This window comes from Terasakiella brassicae (genome assembly GCF_014641495.1).
GTDB lineage: Bacteria > Pseudomonadota > Alphaproteobacteria > Rhodospirillales > Terasakiellaceae > Terasakiella > Terasakiella brassicae.
The window spans coordinates 1-22113 of record NZ_BMHV01000004.1 but is presented as its reverse complement, the minus strand read 5'-3'; the positions used below and the strand labels follow the sequence as shown (position 1 = coordinate 22113).

Genomic DNA, 22113 nt, shown 5'->3' with positions numbered 1-22113 from the left:
TTGCACAAAGGATTACAACCGGAGCAAATTTCGTGACAGCTTCTATAGCGCAAAATCAGAATAATGACACCTCTAATTCCACCCCGAATGGGGCGATTGAGGTAAAAAATCTATCCAAGACCTATAAGGGGCAGTACGGACAACCGGAAAAACATGCCCTGAACGATGTCTCCCTCACCATTCCGCAAGGATCCTTCTTTGCCTTATTGGGACCCAACGGGGCTGGAAAATCCACCTTCATCAATATCCTTGCCGGACTGGTTATCAAAACATCCGGGCAAGCCAAAATCTGGGGCTACGATATTGAAGACCAGATGCGCGCCGCGCGCCGCGCCATCGGTATTGTCCCGCAGGAACTTAACCTTGATCCCTTTTTCACCCCGCGTGAATTGATGGAAGTTCAAGCCGGTCTGTACGGTGTCCCACAAAACAAACGCCGCACCGATGAAATTTTGGAAGCTGTCGGCTTAGCGGATAAAGCCAATTCATATGCCCGCACCCTGTCCGGTGGGATGCGCCGCCGCCTTTTAGTCGCCAAGGCAATGGTCCATTCCCCCAAAATTTTAGTTCTGGATGAACCGACCGCCGGGGTGGATATCGAACTGCGTATTCAATTGTGGGATTATGTGCGGGAATTGAACCGTCAAGGCACCACGGTCCTGCTGACAACGCATTATCTGGAAGAAGCCGAAGAACTGTGTGATAAAGTCGCAATCATCAACCACGGCCGTTTGGTGGCCTGTGATGAAACCAAAACCTTGCTCAGTAAAATGGATGCCAAGGAATTGATCGTCACCGTTGCAGAAACGTTGAACGATGTCCCCGATATTCTACGCGGACATGGCTATAACGTCACCCTGACAGGTCCAAACCAGTTGTCCTTCCAATATAGTCCTAGCAAGGTGGAAATCGCCAAAATTTTGGATCTGGTTTCCCAAGCCCAACTGACCGTTGCCGACCTCGTCACAAAAGAAAGCGATTTGGAAGACCTCTTCCTGCGCCTGACTCGGGAAGATAATGCTAAAATCGCTTAAATTTTTCTGCCTTGGCCTTTGCCTGTTTCTGGTCGCCTGCACCCCCTATATGGAAGGGGCAGGCCCGGTAAAAAACATGCCCGATTTGGACGGCGATTTTTATGTTGCTGCCGATGGAGCCAGACTGCCCCTGCGCATCTGGAAACCTGACGGGACACCCAAGGCCGTTTTGCTAGGAGTTCATGGATTTAACGATTACGGCAATTTCTTAATGCCGGACATGCCTGCGTTCTTACAAGAAAACGGCATTTTATTGATTACATATGACCAACGCGGGTTCGGACAAGGCCCACATCCCGGAATTTGGGCGGGGACCGACACCATGATCAACGACCTCGCCAGCCTTATTCATCTGGTTCACAGCCGTTATGAAAACCTGCCTTTATACGTCATGGGTGAAAGCATGGGCGGTGCGATTGTTTTGAATACATTGGCGGAAATTAAACCCCTGCCTGTTGCCGGGGCAATCCTCTCCGCGCCTGCTGTTTGGGGCATGAGCACATGGCCGTGGTATCAAAAGGCCGCCCTATATATGTTCAGCTATAGCGTCCCGTGGATGAAGCTGAGCGGCGGGGGCATTGTGCAACCCACCGATGCCCTGAAAACTTGGAAAAATTGGAGCTTAGACCCCCTTGTCATTCGGGCAACGCGCGTTGATGCCCTTTTGGGTGTTTCACAAGCAATGGAACGTGCGTTAAATAATGCCGCCAAACTGGAAACACCCAGTCTTGTTTTATACGGGGAAAAGGACGAGGTGATCCCGCGCCTTCCCACCGCAGAAATGGTCAAAAAACTGCCCTCCAAACATCGCGTTGCCCTTTATGAAAACGGCTGGCACTGGTTGCCGCGCGATAAAAACGGCCCCCTTGTCTGGAAAGATATTCTCGCATGGATGAACGATCAAAAGGCCCCCCTTCCTTCACATATGGATCTCAACGCCCGAGCGCGTCTGGCGCCCTGATCGGCCTATAACAAAAACCGATCTTGCCTATTTTCCCGTCCGGCAACAAACAGGCTACATCCCTTTTACTAGATTTCAGCTTCGTCAATAATCCATTCTTCAACCTTGCCTGCATCGCGCCATTCCTTTAAGTGCGCCATATTCAAGATCGTTTCCATATAGTCTTTGACAACACCGTCAACCGCAACACCGTAAGTGTCAAAACGGCTGACGACAGGGGCGAACATCGCGTCCGCAATTGAAAAATCACCAAACAGGAACGGACCGTTTTGCCCGTAATTTTTCCGGCAATCGGTCCAAATGGCAAGGATACGGTCAATTTCGGCCTGACAGAGGGGGCTGGCGTGAAAGTTCCCACGTGCCCGGCGCATGTTCATCGGCATATCATTACGGATATTAAAAAAACCGGAATGCATTTCATAAGAAATTGAACGGGCATGGGCGCGGGCTGATTTATCAATCGGCCAAAGATTTGCATCGGGATATTCTTCGTTCAAATATTCACAAATCGCCAGAGAATCCCATATTTCCTGACCATCTACCTTTAAAACCGGCACCTTGCCTGATGGGGAATGCGTGAACAGTTCTTCTTTGAAGTTACCTTGCAGTAAAGGCACAATAATTTCGTCAAAATCCAGCCCCAAATGTTTCATCACCAACCAGGGACGCAAACTCCAGGAGGAATAATTTTTATTTCCCAAAATCAAACATAGTGCAGACATTATCCATTCCTTTTCGCTTATTTGAAAATAAACTTATAAGAGTTCTATTCACAGGACAATACAGATTCCATCGCCTTCACATTTGGGATTGTCGGATCAATGCAATCCGGTCATTATGGCGACAAATCATCTCATTTGAAAAAGGATGCCTCCATGCCTTCTCTGGATTATCTGCTGGATAAAAGCGACGACAAGACCATTACTCTGGTTCCCGTCCCGACCGAAGAATTCGAGAAATGGTTGAAAAAGCAAGATAAAGAGACAAAGAGTTGGATCGAAGCCAACGAGTTCAAGGCCGCAGGCGGGACAACGCTTGCCCTGCCGGGCAAAAAAGGCACCATTGAAGATATCTTGGTTGGTATTTCCGTCCATACCCCTATGTGGGATTATGCCGCCCTGCCAGCAAAACTTCCCAACGCAACCTACAGGATTAAAGGGCGCTTGGGCCGCGAAGAAGCCACAAGCGCATGCTTGGGCTGGGCTTTGGGCTGTTATAGTTTTGATTGGTATAAAGAATCGACAAAAGATTTTGCCCGCCTGATTAAGCCAAAATTTGCCGATGAACTCAGCGTCACCGCCTTGGCAGAAGGTATCGAATTAACACGAGATTTGATCAACATTCCCGCCGCCGATATGGGGCCGGTTGAACTGGCGCAGGCGGCACAGGATTTGGCAGACGAATTTCAAGCAGATTGCCAGATCATTATTGATCAAGACCTTATCGAACAAAATTTCCCAGCCGTTTATGCTGTGGGCAAGGGGGCCGAAAGCACACGCCGTCCCCGCCTGATCGACCTGAAATGGGGCACATTAGATGGTCCTCAAATCACATTGGTCGGCAAAGGGGTTTGTTTTGATACTGGCGGACTGGACATTAAACCCGCCCAGTTTATGAAATTGATGAAAAAAGACATGGGCGGTGCCGCGCATGTTTTGGGACTAGCCAAAGCCATTATGCGCGCAGAACTACCTGTAAACTTGCGTGTCATTATCCCGGCTGTGGAAAATGCGGTTTCCGACAAGGCCATGCGCCCGTTGGATGTGGTCGATTCGCGAAAAGGCCTTACCATTGAAATCGGACATACCGATGCAGAAGGTCGCGTTGTGCTCGCCGATGGGCTGGCTTTGGCTTGCGAAGACAAACCCGATATGGTTCTGGATTTCGCCACCCTGACAGGCGCCGCCCGTGTCGCCTTGGGAACAGAACTTCCGGCCCTGTTCTCCAACAATGACGAACTGGCCAATGATCTCTTAAATGCCGGGCAGGAAGAAGACGACAATATGTGGCGTCTCCCGCTCTGGGCACCTTATCGCAAAATGATTGACGGCAAGACAGCCGATCTCTCTAACGAATCCTCGGCCCCTTATGGCGGCGCAATCACCGCAGCCTTGTTTTTACAGGAATTTGTCGAAAAAGACATCGCATGGGCGCATCTGGATGTCATGGGCTGGAATACCGCAACCAAAGCCGGACGCCCCGAAGGCGGGGAGGCAATGGGCCTTCGCGCGGCCTTTGCCATGATAAAAAATCGAACTTAATCAATATTAAACGTTGCCCTGCCCTGCATAGCTTAGTAAATATGTTCGAACCCGTAACAAATGGCGAGTAAAATGGCTGTAGAACTAGAACCCGTTCAGGCACTGGACCTTTGGCGTAAAGCGATTATCGAAAGCGTACGTCGTGATGGTCCTGATCTGTCCGCCCGTCAAATGGCCTTGCTCCTGACCGTTTACCTGACGCCGCCGCCCCATACCGTGCGTGGTTTGGCAGAAAGCTTAAACGTTTCGAAACCCGCCATAACGCGCGCCCTTGACCGCCTTGGACAAATGGAGCTTCTGCGTCGCAAAGTTGATGATACTGACCGTCGCAGCGTTTTGGTTCAACGTACCGTCAAAGGGTCTGTTTATCTGCGTGAATTTGGCGAAATCATTGTACAAAGTGGTGCCAAATTGGGTGAAGACGCCTAGCCTTCTCGGTTGCTTACAATATTATACATTTCTTATATTTATTTTTTTGACGACACCTCCTATGATGCCCGCCATATAGGAACAAGGAGACCATAAGAAATGTCTGAGAAAGCCTTTCAGGATTATTATCCCGCCGATTTAAGCCATTGCTACGGTTGTGGCAACAACAACGCACACGGTCATCAGATCAAAAGCTTTTGGGATGGTGAAGAAACAGTTGCAGAATTTAACCCGTTGCCGGAACACACCGCCATTCCGGGTTTTGTCTATGGCGGCTTGATCGCTTCCCTCATCGACTGTCACGGAACAGGCAGCGCATCCGCCGCCGCCTATAAGGCTGCAGGTCGTGAACTGGGCAGCGAACCGGCGTTGCGATTTGTCACTGCCAATTTGAATGTTGATTTTCTAGCCCCGACCCCGATGGGCCAAACGCTGAAACTGCGCGGGACAATCACCGAATGCAAAGAAAAGAAGGTTGTTGTCGATATCACCGTCAGTGCAGGTGAAACCGTTTGCGCAAAAGGGCGTGTCATTGCGGTAAAAATGCCTGCCAGCATGGCCAGCTAAATCATCAAGCTCTCTTTATAAAAAAATGGCCTCAGAGTAATTCCGAGGCCATTAGTTTGACACCTGTCGCCCCCTATGAAAAGAGCAAAACAGGACGGGAGAAATGACTTAAACTGTCTGCCCTATTGCTTCTTGGGCGGATTTGTTTTGCGCATGGGCCGATTGGCGCAATTGATCAATCACCATTTTGACATTGTCATCCAATGCCACAATCTGTTGAGCAGCATTACCGGAGGCATCACGAACCTGTGCCGACAATGATTTGGTTTTTTCCGCATCCTGAAACACCGTATTAATCTCTGCATGGGCTTCTTCCGTTCGTTCTGCGGCGGTTCGCATATTTTGCGATATTTCCTCAGTGGCTTGGCTTTGCTCTTTCACTGTATCGGCAATAGTCAGTGCAATTTCACTGATTTTGGCTATGGTCTCAGAAATACTTGAAATACTGCCTGCCGCTTCTTGTGTTGCCGATTGAATATGTGAAATATGGCTCGAAATTTGGCCTGTCGCTTTGGTTGTTTGATCCGCCAGTGTCTTGACTTCCGCCGCAACAACAGCAAACCCCTTGCCATGTTCACCGGCACGTGCCGCCTCAATGGTCGCATTCAACGCCAATAAATTGGTTTGTTCCGCAATATCGGAAATAAGTTTTGTAACTTCCCCAATACTCAAGGCCGCTTGCATCAACCCTTCAACTTTAAGATTTGCGTCATCAGATTGCCCCTGTGCCGCAACCAATATTTCGGAAGAATAGGTTGCTTGACGTTGAATTTCCTCAATCGTTGCCGATAGCTCTTCCATCGCAGCAGCAACCGACCCCACCGCCCGAAAAGTTTCCGCAGAAGCATTTTCTGCCTCCTGACTTCGTGAACGGGTATCCCCGGCAACCACATCCAACGCATCCGCCGCCTGTTGCAACAAAGAAGACTGATCTTTCACGCCTTTAGCAAGGTCCTGCACTTCTTCTTCCAATGTATGTGCGATTTTCTGTAATTCACCTGCCAATTCAATTTTTTGACTATAGGCTTTATGGCGCTCACTTTCTTTCATTGCCTCAATCTGCTTGGCATTGGTTTTGAAAATTTCAACAGCATTCGCCATTTTTGAAATTTCATCATTTCCTGTGCTATTCACGACAACATCCAGATCCCCGCGAGACAAGGCCCGCATGGTTTGATGTAAATGACTTAAGCGTGCGCCAACATTTCTGATAACATACAGCCAGACAGTTAAAACCGAGACCAGCAGACTGGTTGCCGTTGCTACCGCTACCGCCAATAGCATCTGATCGCTGACTTTGCGCGCAGCCTGACCGGCATTTTGAATATTTTGATTAAAACGACTTTCCAGCGTACCTACTGTCTTACCCAAATGATTTAGATTTTCATACAATCGTGCAATCAAATCTTTCGCATTTTGCGATGTTTCCAAGACATCGCTTCGTAAATCAATCAAGGAACGCTTGTCATCCGTGCCTTCCGCAAAGACAGCCAGATTTGTAATAATTTCATCAAAAACATTTTTCATTTTCGGGGTAAAACCATCGGCAATTTCACGTGCACTGCTTAAAAGAACGGAAGTCTGAATGCCCGCCAACGCCAACTTTGAAGGATCATTTTCTTTTAATGTATTTTTCAATGCACTTTCGTATTCAAAGCTCAAACGTTCCAGTTCTGAATACTTCAAACGATCATCCGTTGCCGCCAAAACCTCTTTTAACAGCTGTTGCGCAATGATGGGGGAATTCAAATCAGCCGGTTTTTCCTGCAAAACAAATTTGCCATTTTCGATTTGCCCCCGCGTTGACGAATAAGCGGGCGCCAAATTGGCCGTAATTTTTTTACGTTCTTGTTCCAGCGCATCAAAACTCGTCATCAACTGCGCTTGATCCGTAATTCTTTTGATCTGCAAGACAGAAATTTCATCAAAACTCTGTTGGATCTTCTCCATAATTTCTTTTGTTTTTTTGACGTCATCATTGTGCGGAAAAGTCGCAATCAAAACATTCAATTCTTTCTGAACAATCGAAAACAGTGTTGCAATATGGGATTTGGCTTGCGTTAATTTTTCAGCCTCCGTTTCAGATGCATAAGCGCGAATATCAGATGCCAATCGCTCGCTTTGTTTTAATAAGCGACTCGCCGTCAACATCGGAGGGACTTGTTCATCTGTAATATTCTTCAACTCTGCTCCGGCCATATCAAAGGCCAAAAAAGCAACCATGCCGGAAACCACGGCAAGTGTTGAAACCACAGCGAACGCCCCGATCAACTTCTGACGAACGCCGAACGAGAACAGTATGATATTGCCAAAGGGCATTTTTTTAAAAAACTTTTTCATAGCGATTCCCGATCATAACATCGATATAACATTGATATTTTGTCAATGTTACTTTAAAATTTTTATGAAATAAATACCCTTTTAAAAAATTATCGTTTTTTTATACCGCTACGATCCCATTAAACTCCAAAAAAAGCCCTGACCGCTTAACGATCAGGGCTTTTCAGGAAAGGAAGAAATAAACCTTAAACGCGGCGTTCCACGTGGCGCGGTTGATTCTTCAATTCTTTGAAACGGAACAGATAAGTCGGCAAAATCGCATCCGCTAAAGTTGGCTCGACCCCCAAATCCTTAAGGGTCAACGCCCCTTCAGAAACCACATTGTCTGTTTCCAACATGGTCACCTGATCACCAGTCAGCAACGGTTTAGGAAAGAACCCGATGATCCCGCCGAGAATTTTTGCAAACGGATAGGATACCGGGGCGAGGTAACGCTTACGCCCGGTATGTTTCAAAATGCGTTTCATAATCCCCATGAAAGTCATCACTTCCGGTCCACCCAGTTCATAAGTCTTGCCCTTGGCATCCGCATTATCAATCGCGTTGATGGCAGCCTGCGCCACATCCCCGACATAAACCGGCTGAAGCTTGGCACCGCCATCCCCGTACAGGTTAATATCCAGTTCGCCATTTTTGAAAGAGACTTTCGGGAACATCGGCGCACCGATCACTGGCAAGGCCGGTGTGAAACGCATAATGCTGGCAAATTTATTGAAGAAACCATCACCGGGACCAAAGACAACGCTTGGACGTAGAATCGTCGCGTTCGGGTAAGCGGCCAAAACGGCCTTTTCACCAGCAGCTTTGGTGCGGGCATATTGGGCTTCCCCATTTTCATCCGCACCAATTGCAGACACATGGATCAAATTTGCAACACCTGCATCGCTACAGGCTTTGGCAATATTGCCTGCACCTTCGACATGAACCGCATCGAATGTCTGCTTGCCCCATTGTGACAACAGACCGACAAGGTTAATCACAACATCCGCACCTTGTACGGAATTAGCAACCATTTCCGGATTACGTACGTTGCAGGCTTGCAGAATAATCTGCCCCGGATTGCCGTTGGGCTTAAGATGCATGGCCGCTTCCACATCGCGAACTGCAATTCGAACTGTATAGCCCTGAGAGGCCAAACGTTTTACAATATGACGACCCAGAAAGCCGGATCCCCCAAAGACTGTCGCTATACGGCGCCCCATACCTGAATACTCCTACAACAAAACTACTAAAACCTCTGACACATCAGACCAAAGGCCACTGATTTCCTTGTGTGGTTATATACCTGATCGTACGGGGCGACAACCACCGACTTGAGCAAAAAAGACCGCTTTTCAAAAAAATAATAAAACTTACAGAATTTTTATTGACAACTTTGCGTCAGAGCCCTAAAACCCCGCTCGTCCCTCGGACAACGCCCCTTTGAAGAATGCCCAGGTGGCGGAATTGGTAGACGCGCAGGTTTCAGGTACCTGTGGCCGCAAGGCCGTGGAAGTTCGACTCTTCTCTTGGGCACCATTCTTCTGTAAAGTGGATAGCACATCCATTCTCATCTCGATTTAAAGTGAGTTTTAGCTGTGGCGATTGAAGTACATTACGGGGACCTTCCTTCCGATATCGATTTTGGTAAATCCGTTGCGATTGACAGCGAGACACTGGGGCTGAATCCTCATCGTGATCGCCTGTGCGTTGTGCAATTGTCATCCGGCGATGGAAATGCGCATCTGGTTCATTTCAATGAAGGAACCTATGACGCACCAAACTTGAAAAAACTCCTGTCCGATCAGAACGTGGAAAAGCTCTTCCACTTTGCCCGTTTCGATGTCGCGATTATCGAAAAATATCTCGGCGTCACTTGCACCCCGGTTTACTGCACGAAAATTGCATCAAAACTGGTGCGCACCTATACGGACCGACATGGCTTAAAGGCATTATGTCAGGAACTGCTTGATATTGACCTGTCCAAGCAGCAACAATCCTCCGACTGGGGTAAAAAAGAACTCTCCCCGGCGCAGGTTGAATATGCCGCCTCGGACGTTCTTTATCTGCATCAACTCCAGAAAATTCTGGATGATATGTTGATCCGTGAAGGACGCAAAGACATTGCACAAGCCTGTTTTGACTTTTTGCCAACGCGCGCCCGCCTTGACTTGGACGGCTGGCCTGAAATTGATATTTTCTCCCACTAAGTCGGGGGAATCGGTCGAAAACCATAACCAGAAGACCCATTCAAATGGCACCACATTCCCGCACTGCGAAAGCCCGCCCCGCCGAACAGGATATTGCATCGGCACAACGCGTTCTCACGCTTGAAGCTGAGGGCTTAAAAGCACTGGCAGACTCGTTAAACGGTGAATTTGCTGGTGCCGTCGATATTCTGGCCCATGTGAAGGGCCGCGTTATTGTGACAGGCATGGGCAAAAGTGGTCATATCGGGCGTAAAATCGCAGCCACACTTGCCTCCACCGGTTCCCCCGCCTTTTTCGTCCATCCGGGCGAAGCCAGTCATGGTGATCTGGGTATGGTGACGCAGGAAGATGCGATTCTTGCATTATCCAATTCAGGTGAAACAGCGGAACTTTCCGATATTATAGCCTACACACGGCGATTCTCAATCAAACTGATTTCCATCACCTCGCGTGCCACCAGCACATTGGCCGAAGCCGCAGATGTCAGCCTTGTTTTACCCAACGCCCAAGAAGCCTGCCCCCTTGGACTGGCCCCGACCACCTCTACAACCATGACGTTAGCCCTTGGCGATTGCCTGAGCGTTGCCTTGCTGGAACGACGTGGTTTTTCGGCCTCCGACTTCAAAGAATTTCACCCCGGCGGCAGTCTGGGCAATCAACTGATGAAGGTAAAAGACCTGATGCATACGGGTGATGCCCTGCCTTTGGTCCGCCTCAACACCGCAATGGGCGAGACATTGCTGGAAATGACCGCAAAACATTTTGGCTGCGTTGCTGTTGTCGATGACACCAGAAAACTTCTGGGAATTATCACTGACGGCGACTTACGACGTAATATGACGGATGACTTAATCTGTAAAAAAGCAGAAAACGTTATGACTGTGGGCGCAAAAACAATCGGCGCAAATGCATTAGCCGTTGAAGCACTCGCGATTATGAACGATAAATCAATCACCAGTTTGTTCGTTCTCAATGAGGACGGTACAGTTGATGGTGTTTTACATATTCACGATTGCCTGCGTGCAGGTATTGCTTAATTGATATTTTTAAACTGAGGATGGACAGCTTTCATGGCTTTGGCGAGCACATCACAACGCGAGACACCGCCCGCTCGCAAGGCCTACAGTGATCTGCACGCTATTTCCATAACCAAACGTTCAAAAGCAAGTCGGAGCTACACCCGTTTCGTGCAGTTGATGAAACTGTTTTTGCCCGCTGTTGCCGTCATCCTGATTATTATGATTGTGATCTGGCCACACCTACAGGCCGATTCCCGGCGATTCAGCATTGGCTTTTCAAATATCGAAATCAGCGAAGCCAAAGACCCATCCATGATCAACGCGCGCTATATCGGCACCGACGACGACAATCAACCCTTTGCCATCACCGCCGACATTGCCAAAAAAACCGATGATGAAACCCAAAGCATTTTGCTGGAACTGCCCAAAGCGGATATCACGCTGGAGGATGGCAGTTGGCTGGTCCTGACCTCGGAAACCGGGTTGTATGATCGCCCCAGTCAATATCTGGAACTCAGCGGTGCCGTTAACCTCTTTCACGACTCCGGTTATGAAATGCATACCGATGCCGCCGGGGTTGATTTATCAAACGGTTCGGCAGAAGGACATACACCCGTAAAAGGCCAAGGGCCATTTGGTCGGATCGAAGCCGAAGGTTTTCGCTTGATCGACAAAGGGAAAACCATCATCTTCACAGGCAAGTCGCAAGCCAAACTTTATTTAAACCGGATACGACAAAATTAATGTTTAAACCTGTCCCCTTCCTTGCTGCTGCCTTGGTCTTCCTGACGTCCATCGCACAGGCCCAAGACCTCAATCTTGCCAGCGGGTCACCCAATGCACCGTTGGAAATCTATGCTGATAACGGGATTGAATGGCAGCAAAATCAACAACTGATTATTGCGCAAGGAAACGCAACGGCAAAACGCGCCGATGTCACCATCACGGCAGATGAACTGCGTGCCTATTACAACGACAAAACAGCGGATGGTGCCCAAGGTCAGACAGACATTCATCGATTAGAGGCCATCGGCAGTGTTAAAATCACATCGCCAACAGAAACAGCCACGGGTGACAAGGCCGTTTACGACTTAAAACGTGCGATTATGGTCTTATCCGGCACACGACCACAACTGGTCACCCCGCAAGATATTATCAGCGCCGACGACACACTGGAATATTGGGAAGAACGCGCTCAGGCCGTTGCACGCGGCAACGCCACAGCCGTCCGGGAAGGCCGCCAGATCAAAGCCGATGTTCTGGTTTCTCTGTTTAGTAAAAACAAGCAAGGCAACAGCGAAATCAACCGTGTAAACGCGTTTGGCAACGTGATTATCACCACCGAAACCGAACATATAACCGCCGACAAAGGCGTCTATAATGTCAAAAGCGCCGTTGCAACCTTGACCGGTTCCGTTAAAATCAAGCGCAATGGCAACTTGCTCAACGGATGCTCAGCAACCGTCAATTTAAAAACGAATGTCAGCCGATTGAAATCTTGCGCCGGAACAAAAGATAGCCGCGTACGCGGGTTAGTCTTGCCAAGTGGAAAAACTATGCAATAATAGTGCCATCTCTTTGGGAATGAAAAAGCGGTTTCATGCCGCAACACATGTCGGAAAAAAGAATGAAACAAAAGAAGATGTCACCGCACGTTGTCGCTGATAATCAGGGCTTGGTCGCAGATGGTTTGGGGAAACGTTTTAAAAAACGCCCGGTCGTGCGTGGTGCCAGCCTGAAAATCCAGCGCGGTGAAGTCGTCGGCTTATTGGGGCCAAACGGGGCCGGAAAAACGACATGTTTCTATATGATTACCGGTCTTATTGCACCTGATTATGGCTCCATTACGCTGGACGGCCATGACATTACCGACTTACCAATGTATCGCCGGGCCAGACTTGGTATCGGCTATTTGCCGCAAGAAGCCTCTATTTTTCGCGGTATGACCGTTGAACAAAATATTCGTGCCGTTTTAGAAGTTGTGGAACCAAAGCGCAATCGCCGCGAAGCCCGTCTGGAAGCCTTGCTGGCAGAATTTTCCATTACACACCTGCGCCGCGCGCCTGCCTTGGCTTTGTCCGGCGGGGAACGTCGCCGGGTTGAAATCGCCCGCGCGTTAGCCTCCCAACCCCATTTCATTTTACTGGATGAGCCGTTCGCGGGGATTGACCCCATTGCCGTTGGTGATATTCGTGAACTGGTCAAACACTTGAAGGATCGCGGCCTCGGCGTGTTGATCACCGACCACAACGTACGGGAAACGCTGGATATTATTGATCGTGCTTATATCATTCACGATGGTTCCGTCCTGATGGAAGGGAACCCACACGACATTGTTGGCAATGAAGATGTCCGCCGCGTCTATCTGGGCGACCGTTTTAGTTTGTAGGTTGAGATAAACAATGGCACTCAGCGTCAGGTTAGATCTCAAACAGTCGCAATCGTTGGTGATGACACCGCAATTGCAGCAGGCAATTAAGCTCCTGCAAATGTCCAATCTGGAACTTAATGATTTTGTTGAACAGGAACTGGAACGCAACCCACTTCTCCAACGTGATGAAAGTGAAGATGCCCCTTTTCAGGAACCTGCCGATCCCACGCAAAACGAAGGCGAGAAGAGGGCCGAAGCCCCGGCACTTGAAGACCTGAACCTCAACAATCAAGAGGGCAGCCATAGCGAATCTATTGATGCAGATGTCGATAATCAATGGAGCAGCGATACGCCCGGCGATCAAACCTTAGCCGGGTCCGGCGGTTTGGACAATATGTCCTTATCCAAAGCTGGCAGCGGTAGCGACAGTGAAGGCTTTGACTGGGAACAAAATATTTCCACCACCTTGTCGTTGCGCGACCATCTGATTGAACAAATCAATCTTGATTTTTCAGATACAAGCGAACGCCTCATGGCGACCTTGATGCTCGAACATCTGGATGAAAGCGGCTATTTCACAGGTGAACTGTGCGAACTGGCTGAAAGTTTTGCATGTGAAGAAAGACTGCTGGAACAAGTCCTGCGCAAACTGCAACGCCTTGATCCCGTTGGTATCTTTGCGCGTAACTTATCAGAATGCCTTGCCCTTCAAATCAAGGAAAAAGATCGTTTTGATCCAGCGATGCAAAGCCTGATTGACAATCTTGATCTCTTGGGGAAACGCGATTTTGATGCCTTGCTGAAAATTTGTCGTATAGACGAAGAAGACTTGCAAGACATGATCACAGAAATCCAAGCCCTTGATCCCCGTCCCGCCCTTGCCTTCGACACCAGTGAAATTCAAGCCATCACACCGGACATCTTGATGAAACAAGGCCTGAAGGGCAAATGGCGCGTCGAACTAAACAGTGAAAACCTGCCCCGTGTTCTGGTCGATAACACGTATTATGCTGAAGTCAATCAACTCAGTCTGGATAAAGATTCGAAACATTACATCAGTGAATGTTTTCAGACAGCCAACTGGCTTGTCAAATCGCTTCATCAACGCGCAACCACCATATTGCGTGTCGCAACGGAAATTGTACGCCAACAGGATGCTTTTTTTCAAAAGGGTATCGAATATTTAAAGCCCATCGTGTTGCGCGACATTGCCGAGGCTGTCGAAATGCATGAAAGTACGGTTTCACGGGTAACCTCCAATAAATATATCGCCACCCCACGCGGTATTTTTGAACTGAAATACTTTTTTACCTCCGCCATCAATCGGGCTGACGGTGGTGATGCCCATAGTGCGGAATCGGTGAAATACAAAATAAAACGCCTTATTGATGGCGAAGATCCCGGAAAAATTCTCTCTGACGACAAAATTGTTCAGCTTTTAAAAAATGACCAGATTGATATTGCGCGCCGCACGGTCGCAAAATACCGCGAAGCCCTTGGTATCTCTTCATCTGTCCAAAGGAGGCGGGAGAAAAAAGCTTTGCTCGGAAAGTAAATTGACAAACACCTCTTCTTTTCCCACATGTTTATGATGAACATCAAAAAGAGGGGGGTATAAATGGCATATATTAATACTGTTGACATATAGGGACACTGCCACTAAGTTCCCGGCCTTCACACAAGCAGTCTGGCATTGCTGTGTAAACGTGTAACGTTTGTAAAGATTGATGACACGCTTGAAGGGCCGGTTGTTTTAAATGGCCAATAACCAAGCAGGAAATTCTGATATGAGAATTGCGGTACAAGGAAAACAAATGGACGTTGGCGATAGCCTGCGTACACATATTGAAGATGCGCTGAAATCAAATACTGAAAAGTATTTCGATAAAGCAGTTGAGGGTACAGTCACCGTCTCAAAAGACAAGCACCTGTTCAAAACTGACATTACCGTTCACGTTGGGAAAGAAATTCACGTGCAAGGGCGTGGCAAGGCAGAAGATGCCTATGCAGCCGTTGACGAAGGGATTGAACGGATCTCAAAACAATTGCGCCGTTACAAGCGCCGCCTGCGCGACCATCATCGCGACACAGAAAGACTACAGGTCGAAGAAGCGCAATATACCGTCTTCTCCGGCTTTGAAGAAGAAATTGCAGAAGAAGCACCCGGTCCGGCTATTGTGGCCGAGGTGGACAAAAAAATCCACAAACTGGCCGTTGCTGATGCTGTCATGCGAATGGACCTTGCCGATTTACCCGTACTTGTTTTTAGAAACAGTGCAAATGGTAGCGTAAATGTGGTATATCGTCGTGAAGACGGTAACATCGGCTGGATCGACCCGCAAAACAGCTAACGTCGATATCCGTCATCTATATTTAGGAACCGGAATTAATACACTATGGAAATCTCTGATATTCTGACACCGGAACGTGTTGTTGCAAGCTTGCGCGCAACGAGTAAAAAGCAGGCTCTGCAAGAGTTGGCCCGACACGCCAGCAGCGTCACCGGCTTGAACGAACGTGCGATCTTCGATGTATTGCTGGAACGCGAACGCCTCGGCACCACAGGTGTCGGCAACGGCATTGCAATCCCCCACGGCAAGCTCAATGAGCTGGACGGCCTTTATGGGTTGTTTGCGCGCATTGAAAAACCAGTCGATTTCGACTCTATTGATGACGACCCTGTCGATCTCATCTTTGTTCTTTTGGCACCCGAAGGGGCTGGGGCAGACCATCTCAAGGCCTTGGCCCGTGTTTCCCGCCTCTTGCGTGATGACAGTGCATGCGAGAAATTACGCGGCTCGGACACACCGGAAGCGCTGTATGCGATTTTGACAGAGCAAGGCGAAAGCCATCAGGCCGCCTGATAGTGCAGGTCTGTTTTTTTAAAGGAAAGCGTCCCTGAATTTGACGGGGCGCTTTTCTTATTGGGTTTTGCAACACGTCAATTATGCCTAAAGGATTGACGCTGCTACATGGCTCACTTATATCCTAAGGAACGAATTTACAAACCGAGAATGGGAGCTTAAATCATGGCTATGGAAGCACACGAAATTGAAGGCATGATCCGCGAAGCACTGCCGGATGCAGACGTGCGTATTGAAGACTTGCGTGGCGATGGTGATCATTATGCCGCTTATGTGGTTTCCCCTTCCTTCATCGGTAAAAGCCGTGTTCAACAACATCAAATGGTTTATGCTGCCCTGCAAGGCAAAATGGGGGGCGACCTGCATGCACTGGCTTTACAAACCAGCGCACCTGAATAAGATTTTTCGGATTTGACCGTCACATCGTCATCAGATAGCCGTCTTGCCGTCATATCGGCAATGACGGCTTATATGTTTTGGGGCATGTTCGGGCTTTATTTCAAAGCACTGGACGTGGTGTCTCCCATTGAAATTTTGGCACACCGCATTGTGTGGTCCTTTTTGCTTCTGGCCGTTCTCATTACCTATTCAGGAAATTGGGTGGCCGTCCTGCAAATAGTCCGATCCCCTCGGAAGCTGATTATTTTTGCCCTCAGTGCCTCGTTAATCGCCCTTAATTGGGGGTTCTACATCTATGCCGTTGTCAGTGGACAGGCCCTTGAAGGCAGCATGGGCTATTTCATTATGCCGCTGGTTGCTGTTATGTTGGGTGCGGTTTTCTTTGCAGAGCGTTTTAGCCGGACACAAGCTTTTGCCATTGCACTGGCCTTATGCGGTGTGGTCTATCAGCTATGGTTTGTCGGTCAGTTACCGTGGATTGCCCTGATCCTTGCCTGCTCCTTTGGCACTTATGGCATGTTACGTAAAAAAGCCCCGGCCGAATCCACGGTTGGTTTGTTTCTGGAAACAGCCCTGATCACCCCCTTTGCCTTGGCCTATATGGGCTATTTATCCCAACAGGATGCGCTTTATTTCATAACCGGCTCCTGGGATATGAGCCTCTTGCTGATGCTCGCCGGTCCCATTACAGCAATCCCTTTAATTTTATTTGGTTTTGGTGCCCGAAAACTGCGTTATTCAACGGTCGGTCTTTTGCAATATGTGAACCCGACCTGCCAGTTTTTATTGGCTGTTTTTATTTTTCAGGAGCCTTTCAGCCTGCACAACCTGATTACATTTGCCCTGATCTGGTGCGGCTTGGCACTATATAGTGTGAATACCCTACATCAAAGACGACAAATCAAATCGTCACAAACTTGACAAATGGATGAAAGCCAGCCATATCCCTAGTCGATCACAGCTATGAAGGAATTTTACGTCATGACAGACAATCCCGTTTTTGAACGCATCGAACAGGACATTGCCGATAACCCCGTATTGCTCTTTATGAAGGGCTCGCCCATGTTCCCGCAGTGTGGTTTCTCCGCTGCTGTCGTTCAGGTTCTGACTCATCTGGGCGTTAAGTTCAAAGGCGTCGATGTCCTGACTGACCCGGAAATCCGCGAAGGCATTAAACAATTTTCCAGCTGGCCGACCATTCCCCAGCTTTATGTCTCCGGCGAATTTGTCGGCGGGTGCGACATCGTGCGTGAAATGTTCGAAAACGGTGAACTGGCTCAGTTGTTGAAAGACAAAGGCATCGAAGTCGCTGCCTAATTGACCTTTTCTGAATAAAAAAACCTTCGTATCTCGGATGCGAAGGTTTTTTTTATGCTTCTGATTTAAAAACCGCCCATTTATTTTTTCCACTCGCTTTTGCCTGATACATTGCCGTGTCTGCCTTTTGGATCAAACCGTCCAAATTATCGCTATCCGCAGGAAAGTAAGAAATCCCGATACTCACACCAACTGTCCCCTGACAACCATCCAGATAAAAAGGATGCTTCATCTGATCAATCAGATCTTCTGCTACTTTTTGTGCTGTTACGTCGTCAAATTGTTGGGAAAGCAGAACAATAAATTCATCACCGCCTACCCGTGCAATCAAGTCAGTTTCACGCAATCGATTGTGTAAACGTTTTGCAATTTCACGCAACACATCATCCCCGATGGCATGACCGAATGTGTCGTTTACAGTCTTGAAATCATCGATATCAATGAAAAGAACAGCGCATTTCTCATAGCTGCGTTTCGCCGTTGCCAGAACAAACGCGCCTTTTTCCACTAATAGATTACGATTGGGTATTTGTGTCAGCATGTCGTGCTGGGCCATGTAACGCATCCGTTCTTCCAGCTTTTTCAACTCTGTCACATCAACTTGAACGCTGACAAAGCCACCATTACCCATTGGACGATCCGTTGTTTTAATCCAACGCCCGTCTTTTAGACGAACAACAAACGAACCTTCCAGTTTTGTGCGATATTCCGCTTTGCGTTTTAAATATTCCTGCCCGTCACCATATTCATCGCCAACGGCCACATTGCCACGTTCTAGATCAATCCGGCCCAACTCGGAAAAATGGACACCGGGCTTTAGCTCCTCAGGCGTATAACCGTACAGGTCCGCAAAATTTTGGTTCCAAGCCAGCAATCCACCATCTTTATCATAGATAACAACAGCTTCGGATATCTGCTCAACCGCTTCACCGAACATCATGCCCGCTTGTTGAGACAGGGATTTCAAACGCAATTGATCACATTCTGCCTGTAAGGCTTCAAGGCGTGTGATTAATTCTTCTTTAGACAAATGATACAAAGAGGGGGAAGTCATTCGTTTATCAATAAAGTTTAAATAATTAAACTATAATCGTATGCTGATATGATAAAGAAATCCAGATGAAACTCTTAAAATAACCAGTCTATTTCTGATGCCGGGGTCAAAGCCTCGATTTTTGGTCGTGCAAAAAAATATCCTTGCATGTAACGAATGCCTTGCTCTTTCAGATATTTATATTCCTGCACGGTTTCGACACCTTCACAAACCACCGAAATCCCCAACTCCTTTGCAATCAACAAAATACCGGCAAGGATCGCTTGTCTGGGTTTATCTTGATCAATATTGATAATAATTTGGCGGTCGATTTTAAGCTTATCCGTCTGAAAATCCGCAAGCAGGTTCAACCCGGAATAGCCTGCCCCAAAATCGTCAATTGCGGTCATATATCCATTTTTCTGATAGGTCAGAATGATATTCTTCAAATGCGCATGATCGCTTACAAGTTCATTTTCTGTGAATTCAAATGTAATCATCTCTGCAGGAAAATTGAATTCCCTTGCCGCATTAATGGTTTTTTGCAAACAGGCCCGTGGATGATAAACCGCATTCGGCATGAAATTAATATTCAAGCGACATGTCATCCCGAGTTTAGCAGCCAACTCAATCGCCTTCACACGGCAACACTGATCAAACGCATACATCTGATCTTCCGAGACCCCTGCCAACACCTCTCCGGCGCTTTCTCCCGCTAAACCACGTACAAGGGCTTCATAGGCATATATGTTTTGCGCTTCAACATCAACAACAGGTTGAAACGCCATCGTAATGGCAAATTGCGTCAAATTATCGCAATTGCCCGGACAAATAGACTGAATCTGCTCTTTTGACATCAATCCCACACATACATCATCATCACGTTTTCTTAGACTACAGGTTATTCCAGATGAGATAAAGAAATGAACGCAAAATAAGATGCCAATAAAAAAACGCCCTGTCCAAAAGACAGAGCGTTTTTCGTTCGATTTCGTCTCGTACAAATTAACGAGAGTAATATTCGACAACCAGGTTCGGTTCCATTTGAACCGGGTACGGCACGTCTTCCAGCTTCGGTACGCGGATGAACTTGCCGACCATTTTCTTGTGGTCTACTTCGATATATTCCGGAACGTCACGTTCGCCAGAAGCAACCGCTTCCAGAACCATCGGGATTTCGCGGGATTTCGCGCGAAGTTCAACCGTGTCACCTTCTTTTACCAAGTAAGAAGAAATGGTAACGCGTTTGCCGTTTACCAGAACATGACCGTGGCTGACGAATTGACGCGCCGCAAACATAGTCGGTACGAATTTCATACGGTAAACGATCGCATCAAGGCGCGTTTCCAACAGACCGATCAAGTTTTCGCCGGTATCGCCAGCACGACGAACAGCTTCTTTATAGTAACGACGGAACTGTTTCTCAGAGATGTTCGCATAGTAGCCTTTCAGCTTCTGCTTACCCATCAACTGCAGACCGAAGTCAGAAACTTTACGGCGACGTTGACCGTGTTGACCCGGACGGGAATCGCGGCGGTTGATCGGAGATTTTGCACGACCCCACAGGTTTACGCCCAGACGGCGGTCGATTTTATATTTTGCGCTAATACGCTTAGACATAGGTTAAATCCTTCTTTTATAACCATTTTTTTGTCCCGGTAGGCCCATAAGGCGTGGTTGCACGACAACCAACGTTCCCGGAAAGTGATAAGGCGCGCAATATATAGGTTTCCGCGTTTTTGTCAAAGGGATTCTTACGACAGACTTCCTCCCAAAAAACCGCCAAAACTGCTCCCGACCTGAGAGTATTGACCTTGTTTCTTCTTATCATCGCCCGCCATCGCACTCCCTGCAATCGACCCAATAGAAGACCCCAATTGTGAATACATTTTGCGTTTGTTTTGATCTGATTGTTCCAACAAATTGGCTTGAATACTGGATGCACTACTATCTATCGCCTCTTTACGATCTCCAAACTCTTCATGGCTTGCTTCTGCTGCGTCCGTACGTAGCCCTTGAATAATCGCTCCGGATGAGCCATCGGCAGCTGACAGGCCTGAGGCTCCCATCTTTGCTCGTTTTTGAGCCAGTGCTTTTTTTAAACGATCTTTGCGCTCCTTTTCATTACGCTCATATTCCGTCCAACTTTGCTTTGCCTGAGCATCCAGCTGTTGCTGTGCTTTTTTACGCGCAGCCTTTTGCTGGTCCGATGCTTGCTTCATCGACATCGCCATTTGTACAACAGCCATAATAATCTGTACCCACATGGATAAACGCTCCTCACATAAAAAAAGCCCCTTCGAATAGCGAAGAGGCTTGTGGTTAAATAAAAAACGAGATCAGAAACTTTAATCTTCCAGTTCCGTATCCCAATAAAGAAATTGCGGAGAAGTCATTCAAATACAGTGTCTTTTTACATTTCCTGCCAAAGGAAATCAGAATGTATCAAAGACTTACACCCCCAACTGTAAAACAGGGACAGGAGGGTTTTCCTCCTGTTTCCCTAAAAGTGTCACCCCAGTTTGAGACCACACAAACCGCCCCCACCCTTGGGCAAGCGGGGGCGATATGACTGAACAACGCGCTTTCAAAGACGTAAAATTTCAATGGCTCTCCCTGATCACTCAGGACAGCCGAAGCGTGGGAAAGATGGCTTAAGGAGCGTGATTTACCTACCCTTGACAATCTGCGTCCACAAGAAAGCCGCTATGGAATAACCGGTTTTTATCTGCCATCATCTTATCCCCCCTCACACAGTCAGGAAGGTTACGACATGGAAAAACACCTTCTGGCCCAAGCAGAACACTTTTCACGAAAAACGGGTTAGCCCAATGGATATTGAAAGCCTTGAAACCGCCCCCTTTACCATCCCCGATGAAATGCTATCGCGTGGTGTGCCAGTTCTTTATGTAGATGATCGTTGTTCATCTGATGACCAGATGATTTTACGACAACCGGACGGAATAGAATATCTGGTAAAGATCACGGATAACGGACCTCAAAAATTGAAGGAATTATCTTCATGAGCGCCCCTATTTTATGGCTTGTTGCTGGTCCAAATGGGGCCGGCAAATCAACCATTGTTGCCAGACATAACAAAGACAACCTTCCCGTGGTCAATCCCGATGTCATCGCAGCTTCATTGACAAACATAAGCGAAGCCCAAAAACATATCATTGCTGGACGCAAAGCTTTGGCTCAGCAGGACCAGTAGAGATGGTCCCCAAAAACAGGACAGGGTGTTAAGGTGGGATAGCCGTTTTTGAAAAGGACTATCCGATGGCAAAACGCCGTAACCATTCAGCCGACTTCAAAGCCAAAGTAGCTTT

The 22113-nt window shown here is 47.8% G+C and carries 25 protein-coding genes and 1 tRNA gene; 19 read left to right on the top strand and 7 right to left on the bottom strand.

Annotated elements, in window-relative coordinates:
- Positions 1-32: 32 nt before the first annotated feature.
- Together IEW74_RS03285 and IEW74_RS03280 are read left to right on the top strand one after the other, a co-directional pair.
- A complete protein-coding gene (locus tag IEW74_RS03285) occupies positions 33-1034 on the top strand; it encodes an ABC transporter ATP-binding protein (protein ID WP_229734220.1) in 1002 nt (333 codons plus the stop codon).
- Positions 1018-1995, top strand: a complete 978-nt coding sequence (locus IEW74_RS03280) for an alpha/beta hydrolase (protein WP_188661548.1) — start codon at positions 1018-1020, stop codon at positions 1993-1995. The genes IEW74_RS03285 and IEW74_RS03280 overlap by 17 nt, the downstream gene beginning before the upstream one ends.
- Before the next feature lie 68 nt (positions 1996-2063).
- Here IEW74_RS03280 and IEW74_RS03275 read toward each other — a convergent pair whose 3' ends face one another.
- A complete protein-coding gene (locus tag IEW74_RS03275; protein ID WP_188661547.1) occupies positions 2064-2717 on the bottom strand; it encodes a glutathione S-transferase family protein in 654 nt (217 codons plus the stop codon).
- 153 nt (positions 2718-2870) lie between these two features.
- Between IEW74_RS03275 and IEW74_RS03270 the strand changes: the two genes are divergently transcribed.
- From IEW74_RS03270 to IEW74_RS03260, 3 genes are all read left to right on the top strand, one after another.
- Entirely contained in the window at positions 2871-4256 is a 1386-nt protein-coding gene (locus IEW74_RS03270) for a leucyl aminopeptidase family protein (RefSeq protein WP_188661544.1), read from the top strand.
- Between the two features lie 72 nt (positions 4257-4328).
- Complete coding sequence (locus IEW74_RS03265) at positions 4329-4685, top strand: MarR family transcriptional regulator (protein WP_188661542.1); 357 nt, start codon at positions 4329-4331, stop codon at positions 4683-4685.
- Between the two features lie 99 nt (positions 4686-4784).
- Positions 4785-5252, top strand: coding sequence for a PaaI family thioesterase (locus IEW74_RS03260; RefSeq protein ID WP_188661540.1), 468 nt, complete (start codon positions 4785-4787; stop codon positions 5250-5252).
- Positions 5253-5360: 108 nt separating this feature from the next.
- Here IEW74_RS03260 and IEW74_RS03255 read toward each other — a convergent pair whose 3' ends face one another.
- Both IEW74_RS03255 and IEW74_RS03250 read right to left on the bottom strand, forming a co-directional pair.
- Complete coding sequence (locus tag IEW74_RS03255) at positions 5361-7592, bottom strand: methyl-accepting chemotaxis protein (RefSeq protein ID WP_188661538.1); 2232 nt, start codon at positions 7590-7592, stop codon at positions 5361-5363.
- A 185-nt stretch (positions 7593-7777) separates the two neighbouring features.
- Positions 7778-8794, bottom strand: a complete 1017-nt coding sequence (locus tag IEW74_RS03250; RefSeq protein ID WP_188661536.1) for a complex I NDUFA9 subunit family protein — start codon at positions 8792-8794, stop codon at positions 7778-7780.
- Between the two features lie 229 nt (positions 8795-9023).
- Here IEW74_RS03250 and IEW74_RS03245 point away from each other — a divergent pair.
- The 12 genes from IEW74_RS03245 (at position 9024) to grxD (ending at position 17751) form a co-directional block, all read left to right on the top strand.
- A tRNA-Leu gene (locus IEW74_RS03245) sits at positions 9024-9110 on the top strand.
- Positions 9111-9169: 59 nt separating this feature from the next.
- Complete coding sequence (locus tag IEW74_RS03240) at positions 9170-9781, top strand: ribonuclease D (protein ID WP_188661534.1); 612 nt, start codon at positions 9170-9172, stop codon at positions 9779-9781.
- Between the two features lie 44 nt (positions 9782-9825).
- The gene (locus IEW74_RS03235; RefSeq protein WP_188661532.1) at positions 9826-10818 is read left to right on the top strand and encodes a KpsF/GutQ family sugar-phosphate isomerase; all 993 of its coding nucleotides are present in this window, start codon (positions 9826-9828) and stop codon (positions 10816-10818) included.
- Positions 10819-10851: 33 nt separating this feature from the next.
- On the top strand, positions 10852-11544 hold the full coding sequence (gene lptC, locus IEW74_RS03230) for an LPS export ABC transporter periplasmic protein LptC (RefSeq protein WP_188661530.1): 693 nt from the start codon (positions 10852-10854) through the stop codon (positions 11542-11544).
- Positions 11544-12365, top strand: a complete 822-nt coding sequence (locus tag IEW74_RS03225; protein WP_188661528.1) for an LptA/OstA family protein — start codon at positions 11544-11546, stop codon at positions 12363-12365. The genes lptC and IEW74_RS03225 overlap by 1 nt, the downstream gene beginning before the upstream one ends.
- A 62-nt stretch (positions 12366-12427) precedes the next feature.
- Positions 12428-13189, top strand: a complete 762-nt coding sequence (lptB, locus tag IEW74_RS03220; protein ID WP_229734219.1) for an LPS export ABC transporter ATP-binding protein — start codon at positions 12428-12430, stop codon at positions 13187-13189.
- A 13-nt stretch (positions 13190-13202) separates the two neighbouring features.
- On the top strand, positions 13203-14726 hold the full coding sequence (rpoN, locus tag IEW74_RS03215) for an RNA polymerase factor sigma-54 (protein ID WP_188661524.1): 1524 nt from the start codon (positions 13203-13205) through the stop codon (positions 14724-14726).
- A gap of 232 nt (positions 14727-14958) precedes the next feature.
- Entirely contained in the window at positions 14959-15522 is a 564-nt protein-coding gene (hpf, locus tag IEW74_RS03210; protein ID WP_188661521.1) for a ribosome hibernation-promoting factor, HPF/YfiA family, read from the top strand.
- Between the two features lie 45 nt (positions 15523-15567).
- A complete protein-coding gene (ptsN, locus tag IEW74_RS03205) occupies positions 15568-16035 on the top strand; it encodes a PTS IIA-like nitrogen regulatory protein PtsN (RefSeq protein WP_188661519.1) in 468 nt (155 codons plus the stop codon).
- A gap of 165 nt (positions 16036-16200) precedes the next feature.
- Positions 16201-16434 (top strand): BolA family protein, encoded by a 234-nt coding sequence (locus IEW74_RS03200; protein WP_188661517.1) that lies wholly within the window; start codon positions 16201-16203, stop codon positions 16432-16434.
- Positions 16435-16446: 12 nt separating this feature from the next.
- Positions 16447-17355, top strand: a complete 909-nt coding sequence (rarD, locus tag IEW74_RS03195; protein WP_229734218.1) for an EamA family transporter RarD — start codon at positions 16447-16449, stop codon at positions 17353-17355.
- A gap of 60 nt (positions 17356-17415) precedes the next feature.
- Positions 17416-17751: a Grx4 family monothiol glutaredoxin gene (gene grxD, locus IEW74_RS03190; RefSeq protein WP_188661515.1), complete on the top strand. Its 336-nt coding sequence runs from the start codon at positions 17416-17418 to the stop codon at positions 17749-17751.
- A gap of 52 nt (positions 17752-17803) precedes the next feature.
- On the opposite strand, the gene IEW74_RS03185 is transcribed toward grxD, so the two are convergent.
- The 4 genes from IEW74_RS03185 to IEW74_RS03170 form a co-directional block, all read right to left on the bottom strand.
- Positions 17804-18805, bottom strand: coding sequence for a diguanylate cyclase domain-containing protein (locus IEW74_RS03185; protein WP_188661513.1), 1002 nt, complete (start codon positions 18803-18805; stop codon positions 17804-17806).
- Positions 18806-18879: 74 nt separating this feature from the next.
- Positions 18880-19641, bottom strand: a complete 762-nt coding sequence (locus IEW74_RS03180) for an EAL domain-containing protein (protein ID WP_188661504.1) — start codon at positions 19639-19641, stop codon at positions 18880-18882.
- Positions 19642-19789: 148 nt separating this feature from the next.
- A complete protein-coding gene (gene rpsD, locus IEW74_RS03175) occupies positions 19790-20404 on the bottom strand; it encodes a 30S ribosomal protein S4 (protein WP_188661501.1) in 615 nt (204 codons plus the stop codon).
- Between the two features lie 134 nt (positions 20405-20538).
- Entirely contained in the window at positions 20539-21051 is a 513-nt protein-coding gene (locus IEW74_RS03170; protein ID WP_188661492.1) for a hypothetical protein, read from the bottom strand.
- A gap of 564 nt (positions 21052-21615) precedes the next feature.
- On the opposite strand from IEW74_RS03170, the gene IEW74_RS03165 reads away from it, so the two are divergent.
- Both IEW74_RS03165 and IEW74_RS03160 read left to right on the top strand, forming a co-directional pair.
- Positions 21616-21810: a hypothetical protein gene (locus IEW74_RS03165; RefSeq protein WP_188661490.1), complete on the top strand. Its 195-nt coding sequence runs from the start codon at positions 21616-21618 to the stop codon at positions 21808-21810.
- Positions 21807-21998 (top strand): hypothetical protein, encoded by a 192-nt coding sequence (locus tag IEW74_RS03160; RefSeq protein ID WP_188661489.1) that lies wholly within the window; start codon positions 21807-21809, stop codon positions 21996-21998. Before IEW74_RS03165 ends, IEW74_RS03160 begins: the two co-directional genes overlap by 4 nt.
- Positions 21999-22113: the final 115 nt, after the last annotated feature.